The organism is Roseiarcus sp., assembly GCF_052145395.1.
In the GTDB taxonomy this organism is placed as follows: domain Bacteria; phylum Pseudomonadota; class Alphaproteobacteria; order Rhizobiales; family Beijerinckiaceae; genus Roseiarcus.
The window spans coordinates 1-8752 of sequence record NZ_JBKQOT010000191.1 but is presented as its reverse complement, the minus strand read 5'-3'; the positions used below and the strand labels follow the sequence as shown (position 1 = coordinate 8752).

9 protein-coding genes are annotated in these 8752 nt (G+C 66.2%); 8 read left to right on the top strand and 1 reads right to left on the bottom strand.

Annotated elements, in window-relative coordinates:
* The 7 genes from ACLP25_RS06660 to boxB all read left to right on the top strand — a co-directional run.
* The coding region (locus ACLP25_RS06660) for a shikimate kinase (protein ID WP_442468437.1) at positions 1-272 on the top strand (272 nt) is incomplete at its 5' end.
* A 160-nt stretch (positions 273-432) separates the two neighbouring features.
* Entirely contained in the window at positions 433-654 is a 222-nt protein-coding gene (locus ACLP25_RS06655) for a hypothetical protein (protein WP_442468436.1), read from the top strand.
* A 72-nt stretch (positions 655-726) separates the two neighbouring features.
* Positions 727-1146 (top strand): hypothetical protein, encoded by a 420-nt coding sequence (locus ACLP25_RS06650; RefSeq protein ID WP_442468435.1) that lies wholly within the window; start codon positions 727-729, stop codon positions 1144-1146.
* A gap of 131 nt (positions 1147-1277) precedes the next feature.
* Positions 1278-2936: a 2,3-epoxybenzoyl-CoA dihydrolase gene (gene boxC, locus ACLP25_RS06645; RefSeq protein WP_442468434.1), complete on the top strand. Its 1659-nt coding sequence runs from the start codon at positions 1278-1280 to the stop codon at positions 2934-2936.
* Between the two features lie 12 nt (positions 2937-2948).
* Complete coding sequence (gene boxA / locus ACLP25_RS06640; RefSeq protein ID WP_442468433.1) at positions 2949-4229, top strand: benzoyl-CoA 2,3-epoxidase subunit BoxA; 1281 nt, start codon at positions 2949-2951, stop codon at positions 4227-4229.
* 31 nt (positions 4230-4260) lie between these two features.
* On the top strand, positions 4261-4707 hold the full coding sequence (locus ACLP25_RS06635) for a MaoC family dehydratase (RefSeq protein ID WP_442468432.1): 447 nt from the start codon (positions 4261-4263) through the stop codon (positions 4705-4707).
* A 159-nt stretch (positions 4708-4866) separates the two neighbouring features.
* On the top strand, positions 4867-6357 hold the full coding sequence (gene boxB / locus ACLP25_RS06630; RefSeq protein WP_442468431.1) for a benzoyl-CoA 2,3-epoxidase subunit BoxB: 1491 nt from the start codon (positions 4867-4869) through the stop codon (positions 6355-6357).
* A 282-nt stretch (positions 6358-6639) separates the two neighbouring features.
* On the opposite strand, the gene ACLP25_RS06625 is transcribed toward boxB, so the two are convergent.
* Complete coding sequence (locus ACLP25_RS06625) at positions 6640-6939, bottom strand: CU044_2847 family protein (protein ID WP_442468430.1); 300 nt, start codon at positions 6937-6939, stop codon at positions 6640-6642.
* A 36-nt stretch (positions 6940-6975) separates the two neighbouring features.
* Between ACLP25_RS06625 and ACLP25_RS06620 the strand changes: the two genes are divergently transcribed.
* A partial coding sequence (locus ACLP25_RS06620) for a tetratricopeptide repeat protein (RefSeq protein ID WP_442468429.1) occupies positions 6976-8752 on the top strand: 1777 nt, incomplete at its 3' end.

Sequence of the window (8752 nt, the reverse complement as noted above, 5' to 3'; positions counted from 1 at the left end):
TCGTCAGCTTCAACCTGCTTCTCAGCCATTGCACCACCGTCTGGCTGCAGGCCGATCCGGAGGACCACATGGCCCGCGTCGCCGCCCAGGGCGACATGCGGCCGATGGCCGCGAGCGCCGAGGCGATGGAGGACCTGAAGTCGATTTTGGCCGGCCGGGCGGCGTTCTATTCCAAGGCGGACCTGAGAATCGACACCAGCGCCCAGCCGCTCCTGGAGACGTTTCAGATTCTGCGCGCCGAAGTGAGGCAGGCGCTGGGAATGCCGGTCTAAAGACGATGAGGGTCACCGGCCTCAGCAGTGACAGGGCCGGACCCACACTGATCGGCAATTCAAGTTTTTCGCAAGGCGTGGAATGTCCTGGTAGACTCATTCTTGAGCTAAACAAGGAAAAGCGCGTAGAATTCACTGGATTGTTCGAGAGGAATTGCCGATGGCTGAGAGCGACCGCGAACGGATGATCCGTCAGTATGCTGCCGGTGAAATTTCTTGGCACACGATGCGGGAGCGGGGTTTTGACAGTTTCCTCGACGATTTGGCTGGTCTTGGCGCTCTTGGCTTGCGCCAACCCGTCGCGCCGATGGAGGGACCAAACGTCGAATCCCAGCAGCGCGCCAGCGCCCTGATCCGTGAGGCCCTGAAAGCCCAGTCATGACCAAGCGTCTTGGCCTGATTGTCACAGATGCGTCACCGCTCATCACTTTGGGGGCGGCGCAGGCCCCAAATCGTGGATTGGATTCGCGCGAACTTCGGGCAGGTCGAGATTGTCCCGACGGAAATCTACGCCGAATATGAGGCTTTGCAGGCGATCAATCCGAACATGCGTTCCAACGGGCGGGGTGAGCAGGCAGCGCTTGAAGTCCTGGCTTACGAGGTGGCGTCCCATCCCGAGTTGCAGGCGCTCCTTTTGCTTGAAGACAGCGACATCCGCAGCCGGGAATTTGTGCGCCTGCTGCCGGAGCGTGTGACTGCGCTTTCGACCGGCGATTTGCTTCATGAACTGGAGTCCGCCTGCCGCATTCAATCATCCGACCAGATTCTCGACGAGGCTGCCGCGCGCGGGTCGCAACATCGAAAAGCAGAGGCAAACGATTGCGGGCGAGCCTGCGCGAGCGCTGCTTCGCGAACAATTGTTACGACGGAATGAACCGAAGGGCGGAGGATAGGCCACGTCGTGTCGAGTTCGGCGGAGACTTGTAAGGGTACTTGTCTCGGCCTCGAAGATGCATTATGATGCATACCCAGTGATGCACTAAACTGCCTATCGAGGAGCGCCCCATGAGCCGTCCCGACCCGGTCGACTACCAGACCGCGCCAGAAAAATACCGACACTGGAAGCTTGCGTTCGATGGTCCGGTGGCCACGCTCAAGGCCGATTTCGACGAGGACGGGGGCTTGCGTCCCGGCTACAAGCTGAAACTCAACAGCTACGACCTCGGCGTCGACATCGAACTCGCCGATGCGGTCAACCGCATCCGCTTCGAGCATCCAGAAGTGCGGACCGTCGTCGTCACCAGCGGTCGCGACCGCGTGTTCTGCTCGGGCGCGAACATCTTCATGCTCGGCGTCTCCAGCCATTCCTGGAAGGTGAACTTTTGCAAGTTCACCAACGAGACCCGCAACGGGCTGGAAGATTCGTCGAAACATAGCGGGCTGAAATTCCTCGCCGCGGTCAACGGCTCCTGCGCCGGCGGCGGCTACGAGCTGGCGCTCGCCTGCGACGAGATTTTGCTCATCGACGACCGGTCGAGCGCCGTCAGCCTGCCGGAGGTGCCGCTGCTCGGCGTGCTCCCCGGCACCGGCGGCCTCACGCGTCTCACCGACAAGCGCCACGTCCGCCACGACCTCGCCGACGTTTTTTGCACCACCAGCGAGGGCGTGCGCGGCCAGAAGGCGGTCGACTGGCGGCTCGTCGACGCGATCGCCAAGCCCGGCGAGTTCGCCGCGGCCGTCCGCGCGCGGGCCCTCGCGCTCGCCGAGCAGAGCGACCGTCCGCGCGAGGCGAAAGGCGTCGCGCTGACGCCGCTCGACCGTGCGATCGAGCCGGATGGGCTCCGCTACCCGCATGTGTCCGTGACGATCGACCGCGCCGCGCGCACCGCGACCTTCACCGTCAAGGGACCGTCGGGCGATCAGCCGCAGGACGTGGCGGCGATCGAGTCGGCTGGGGCGAACTGGTATCCGCTTGCGCTCGCGCGCGAGCTCGAGGACGCAATTTTGTCGATGCGGACCAACCAACTCGACATCGGCGTCTGGCTGATCAGGACCGAGGGCGATCCGACCGCCGCGCTCGCCATGGACGCGACGCTGCAGGCGTTTAGGGACCATTGGCTGGTCCGCGAGACCATCGGATATCTGCGCCGCACCTTCAGCCGCCTCGACGTCACCTCGCGCAGTCTGTTCGCCCTCGTCGAGGAAGGCTCGTGCTTCGCCGGGACGCTCATCGAGCTCGCGCTCGCCTGCGACCGCATCTATCACCTCGCGTTGCCTGACGATTCTGCGCGCGCCCCGAGGATCGCGCTGAGCGCGGCGAACTTCGCTGACTATCCGATGGCGAGCGGCCAGACCCGGCTCGGGCGGCGCTTCTATGACGAGAAGCCGGCGCTCGAAGGCGCGAAGGCGAAGATCGGCGCGCTTCTCGACGCGGCCGAGGCGCAAAGGCTTGGCCTCGTCACCAGCGCGCCCGACGACATCGACTGGAGCGACGAGGTGCGGCTCGCGGTCGAGGAGCGCGTGTCGCTGAGCCCGGACGCGCTGACCGCCATGGAGGCGAACCTGCGCTTCGACGGACCGGAGACGATGGCCACCCGCATTTTCGGACGCCTCACGGCGTGGCAGAACTGGATTTTTCAGCGGCCGAACGCGGTCGGCGAGAAGGGCGCGCTAAAAGTCTACGGCAAGGGCGAGAAGGCCGCCTTCGACTGGAACCGGGTCTGATCGGAGTTTTCCATGGAGCGCGTTGACGCAGCAGTCATCCGGCAGCACCTGATCGACCCGGAAATCTGCATCCGCTGCAACACCTGCGAAGCGACCTGCCCGCTCGGGGCGATCACCCACGACGCGCGCAACTACGTCGTCGACGCCGGCAAGTGCGATCTGTGCATGGCTTGCATCCCGCCGTGTCCGACCGGCAGCATCGACAACTGGCGGACCGTGCCGCGCGCGAGCGCCTATAGCGTCGAGGCGCAGTTCGACTGGGACGCTCTGCCCGCGGAGCTGTCCACCGACGAACTCGCCGCCGCGGGCGTCTCGGCCCTCGACGCTGTGGGCGAGGCCGCCCCGTCTTCGCCTTCGGCCGCCGACGCGGAGGGGGAGGGCGTCTTCAACGTCGCCGACTACGCCGCCGTGATTCCGCCCTGGTCGGCCGCCCACCCCTACGCCAACCTCTACGGGCCGCGCGCGGCGGAAAAATTCGTCACGGCGACCGTCACCGGCAACGTGCGGGTGACGCAAGTCGGTCGGGAGTACGACACCCATCACATCGTGCTCGATTTAGGCGCGATGCCGTTCCCGGTGCTCGAGGGCCAGTCGATTGGGATCGTCCCGCCGGGCCGCGACGGCGAGGGACGCCCGCATCACCCGCGGCAATATTCGGTCGCAAGTCCCCGCAATGGCGAGCGGCCCGGCTACAACAACGTCTCGCTCACGGTGAAGCGGGTGCTCGAGGACCACCAGGGCCGCCCGGTGCGCGGCGTCGCCAGCAACTACCTCGGCGACCTCGAGGTCGGCGAAAAGGTGAACGTCACCGGTCCGTTCGGGGTGAGCTTTTTGATGCCGAACCACCCGAAAAGCGCGATCGTCATGATCTGCACCGGCACCGGCAGCGCCCCCATGCGCGCCATGACGGAATGGCGCCGGCGCCTGCGGAAGTCCGGCAAGTTCGAGGGCGGCAAGCTGATGCTGTTCTTCGGCGCCCGCACCAAGGAAGAGCTGCCCTACTTCGGACCGCTCGGGAACCTGCCGAAGGACTTCATCGACATCAACTTCGCCTTCAGCCGCACGCATGGGCAACCCAAGCGCTACGTGCAGGACTTGATGCGGGCGCGTGGCCCCGATCTCGCGCTGCTGATCGCCGACCCCAACGCCTTCTTCTACGTGTGCGGGCTCAAGGCGATGGAGGAGGGGGTCGTGCTCGCGCTTCGCGACGCCGCGCGCGAGGGCGGCCTCGACTGGGACGTCGTCGGTCCCGCGCTCAAGCGCGACGGCCGGCTGCACCTGGAGACCTATTGAGGCCGCACCGCATACTCCTAGGGGCATACGCATGAGGTTCGCCGAACTCCACACCGGGCAGACCATCGAGACCGGCTCCTATCTCGTCACCGAGGAAGAGCTTCTGCGGTTCGCCGAAGCCTACGATCCGCAGTGGTTCCATGTCGACCCGGAGGCGGCGTCGAAGGGACGGTTCGGAGGCCTGATCGCCAGCGGCTGGCACACCTGCGCCATCGCCATGCGGCTCGGGGTCGACGCGGCGCTCAAGGACTCGGACTCGTTCGCCTCGCCCGGCGTCGAGCGGATCCGCTGGCTCGCCCCCGTCCGGCCCGGCGACCGGCTTTCCCTCACAATCGAGGTCACCGGCAAACGGCGGTCCGAGAAACAGCCCGGCCTCGGCATTTTGAGCTGGCGCTGGCGCATGTTCAACCAGAACGCGGAGGAGGTGCTCGAGTTGACGGCGACCAGCCTGTTCGACGTGAACGCGACGGCGAGATGAGCATAATAGTGCAGATTTATCCGTCATTAGGCGAGCTCCGATCACAGTTTCAGCAACATTATGCATCGAGACTTGACAGAACTGCATAATAATGGTTTCTAGCAGGCGGCTGACCATCAATCGGGCCGCGCCCGGACCAGAACTTCGCGAGGAGGAAACATGAGCTCCACGGACCCGCTGACCGAGACCCCGGAAACCGTCCGGGGCGACCATTTCATCGAGATCAACACCGACGAGCAGATCCCGAACAACGTCGCGCTGTCGTCGGACAAGCAGCTCCAGCGCGCGCTCGAAACCTGGCGGCCGAAATATCTCGACTGGTGGCAGGACATGGGCCCCGAGGGCTTCCAGACTTCGGAGGTCTATCTGCGCACCACCGTCGGCGTCGACCCGACCGGCTGGGCGAAGTTCGGATACGTCAAAATGCCCGACTACCGATGGGGGGTCCTGCTCGCGCCCAAGGTGGAAGGCCGCACCATTCCCTGCGGCCGGCATAAAGGGGAGCCCGCCTGGCAGGAGGTTCCGGGCGAGTATCGCGCCACGCTCCGCCGCCTACTCGTCGTCCAGGGCGACACCGAGCCGGCCTCGGTCGAGCAGCAGCGCTATCTCGGCGCGACCGCGCCGAGCCTCTACGACATGCGCAACCTCTTCCAGGTCAATGTCGAGGAGGGCCGCCACCTCTGGGCGATCGTCTATCTCCTGGTCAAATATTTCGGCAAGGACGGCCGCGAGGAGGCGCAGGCCCTGCTCGAGCGCCGCAGCGGACAAGTGGACAATCCGCGCATCCTCGGCGCCTTCAACGAGCGCACGCCTGACTGGCTGTCGTTCTTCATGTTCACCTACTTCACCGACCGCGACGGCAAGATGCAGCTCGCGGCGCTGGCCGAGAGCGGATTCGATCCGCTGTCGCGCACCTGCCGCTTCATGCTGACCGAAGAGGCGCACCACATGTTCGTGGGCGAGACCGGCGTGCAGCGCACGATCGAGGCGACCTGCGCCGCGATGGCGAAGGCCGGGATCAAGGACCCGAACGAGGTCGAGGCGGTCCGCAAGCTCGGCGTGGTCGACCTGCCGCTTCTGCAGCGCAAGGCGAACTTCCACATGTCGGTCACGCGCGACCTGTTCGGCGGCGAGATTTCCAGCAACGCGGCCGAGTCGTTCAGCGCTGGGCTAAAGGGCCGCTTCAACGAGGCGAACCTCAAGGACGATCACGTCCTGACCGACGCGACCTATCCGGTCGGGCGGGTCGTCGACGGCAAGATCGTCGAGGACGAGGTCCCGGCGCTGCGCGCCATCAACGCGCGCCTGCTCGACGACTACATCAAGGACTGTCAGGGCGGGATCGATCGCTGGAACAAGGTGATCGAGAAGGCGGGGATCGCCTTCAAGTTCGCCCAGCCGCACAAGGGCTTCAATCGCAAAATCGGCGAGTTCGCCGGCAAGCGCATCAGCCCTTCGGGCGAGGTCCTCACCGAGGACCAGTGGCAGGCGGAGAGCGGCGCGTGGCTGCCGAACGACGCCGACATGACGTTCATCGACTCGCTGATGAAGCCCTGCCACGAGCCCGGCAAATACGCGAGCTGGATCGCCCCGCCGCGCGTCGGCATCAACAGCCAGGCCGGCGACTTCGAGTACGTGAAGATCGCGTGAGGTTGGGGTGGCGGGGCATCCCTTCCCCTTCCGGGGGAAGAGCCTGCCCTCGGGCCTGACCCGAGGGTGGCGCGAAGCGCCGGATGAGGGCCAGCGTAACGCGCGCCGGCGGCGTTGGACGGTCGCCAACGACTTCCTAGGCGGCGGAAGCCCTCATCCGTCGCCTTCGGTGGCGCCTTCTCTCCGAGGGAGAAGGGGGGGCGCCGACCCCGATGCGCGTAATCGAGCGCCTTGGCGGCGTCGGGTCGGCCTCGAGCGCCGCGAGTACGACAGCGTCGGCCGCTAAGCTGATTCGCCCTTTCCCCAGCTCAAAGTCACCTTGAAGTCGGCTTCGCCCTCGCCCGAGACGATCCAGAGGTCGCAGTCGCCGCTGATTTTCGCGCCGAACTCCATCTCCACCTTGTCGGGGCGTTTCGGCATCTTGCCGACCGACGCTTCCAGCAACTCGACGAGCTCGCCAAGCGAACCGAGCGCCTTCTTGAAAGCCTCGCCGCTTGCCTTGGCGAGGGTTTCCGCGACGCCGACCTCGGACAGTCCCGTGTCGTCGCCGGCGCCGAAAAAGACTTTATGGTCTTTGGACAATTCGACTATCATGCGCGCGGACATGATCGCCCCCAAATGATCGAGACCGCGCTAGCCTACATCTATTCGACTGCGCCGCGTCAACGGTTCGTCGGCTGCGGCGCGGTGATCGAGGGCGAGTGGGTCGCGACGTGCCGGCACGTTTTGCGGATGGCTCTCGCCGAGGCGGGCGAGACGGCCGACGCTCTCAAGGTGATCGAAATCGAGTTTCCGCACGGCCAGGACGAAAACGGCGCGCCGCTACGCAGCCGGGCGACGTGGATCGACGACTGCACGCGGCTCGGCGGCAAGGCGCCCGACCTCGTCCTGATCGAGCCGGAGTCGATCCCGGATACGATCGCTCGCCTGCACCCGGCGATGCGCGAGCTATCTGAGGTTGGCGACGGGCACGCCCACGTCGGTCTGATCGGGCGGGACAAGGCCAATCCCAGCGGCCTTGTCGACCGCGACGTTTCGGGCGAAATCCGCTCGGGCAAGGACGCCCGCGGATTGCGACAATTCACCGGAGACAAACTCGCGGCGTATTGGACCGATCGGGGCGCAAGCGGGTCGCCTGTTTTCGTCGGGATCGGCGAGCAGCTTGCCGGCATTCTGTCGTTGTCGGAGATCGGCGTGAACGACGGGAAGAACGCCTTGCACGAGGCGGCCATCGTTCCGGGGACGACGATCCGTCGGCATTTGGAGCTGGCCGACTTCTATCGAGCGGCGTCGCGTCTCGGGGTGACGCCAGACGACGCCGCGCAGGCGTTCAAGGGGCTGAGCGCGCAGGGCGTTCCGGTGTCCCGAATGCCCGACAATCTCCGCCGATCCGTGGACGAGGCGCGCGCGCGGGCGGCCGAACCGGCGGCCCTGACCAACCGGGGGTCCGACATCGACGACGCGATCGGCGCCGCGCGAGAGAAACTGACGAGGCTGGACGTGTCTGGCGCGACGGAGCTCCTCGAAGCGAAAATCGCGGAAGAGGAATTCGCCCGCCGTCAGCGGATTGTCCCGCTGCTTGAGGAAAAGGCGGCGGCCGAGCGGATCGGCTTCGACTACGCCGCCGCCAAGGCGACGCTGCGGCGGCTGTTGGAGATCGAGCCTGACCGCGTCTGGTCGTGGATCGAGCTCGGCGATATCGAGGTGACGACAGGCTCGCTCGGCGCGGCGATGCAGGCGTTTGAACGGGCGCGCGAGGCGGCGCAGACGGCATGCGCCGAAGACCCCTCCGCCCGAGACCGCCAACGCGACCTGTCGGTGTCTTTCAACAAGGTCGGCGATGTGCTGGTCGCCCAGGGCGACCTCGCCGGGGCGCTGATAGTCTTTCGCGAGGGTATGGCCATTTTCGAAGCGCTTTCGCGCGCCGATCCCGGCAACGCGGGCTGGCGGCGCGACCTGTCGGTGTCGTTCAACAAGGTCGGCGACGTGCTGGTCGCCCAGGGCGAACTCGACGGGGCGCTGAAAGCCTTTCGCGACGGTCTAGCGATCCGCGAAGCGCTGTCGCGCGCCGACCCCGGCAACGCGAGCTGGCGGCGCGTCCGGTCGGTGTCCTACGACAGGGTCGCCGACGTGCTGGTCGCCCAGGGCGACCTCGCCGGGGCGCTCAGAGCCTTTCGCGATGGGCAAGCCATCTTCGAGGACCTGTCGCGCGCCGACCCCGGCAACGCGGGCTGGCGGCGCGACCTGTCGGTGTCCTACGAAAAGGTCGGCAACGTGCTGGTCGCCCAGGGCGACCTCGCCGGGGCGCTGAAGGCCTTTCGCGACCGTCTGGCGATCCGCGAAGCGCTGTCGCGCGCCGACCCCGGCAACGCGAGCTGGCGGCGCGTCCGGTCGG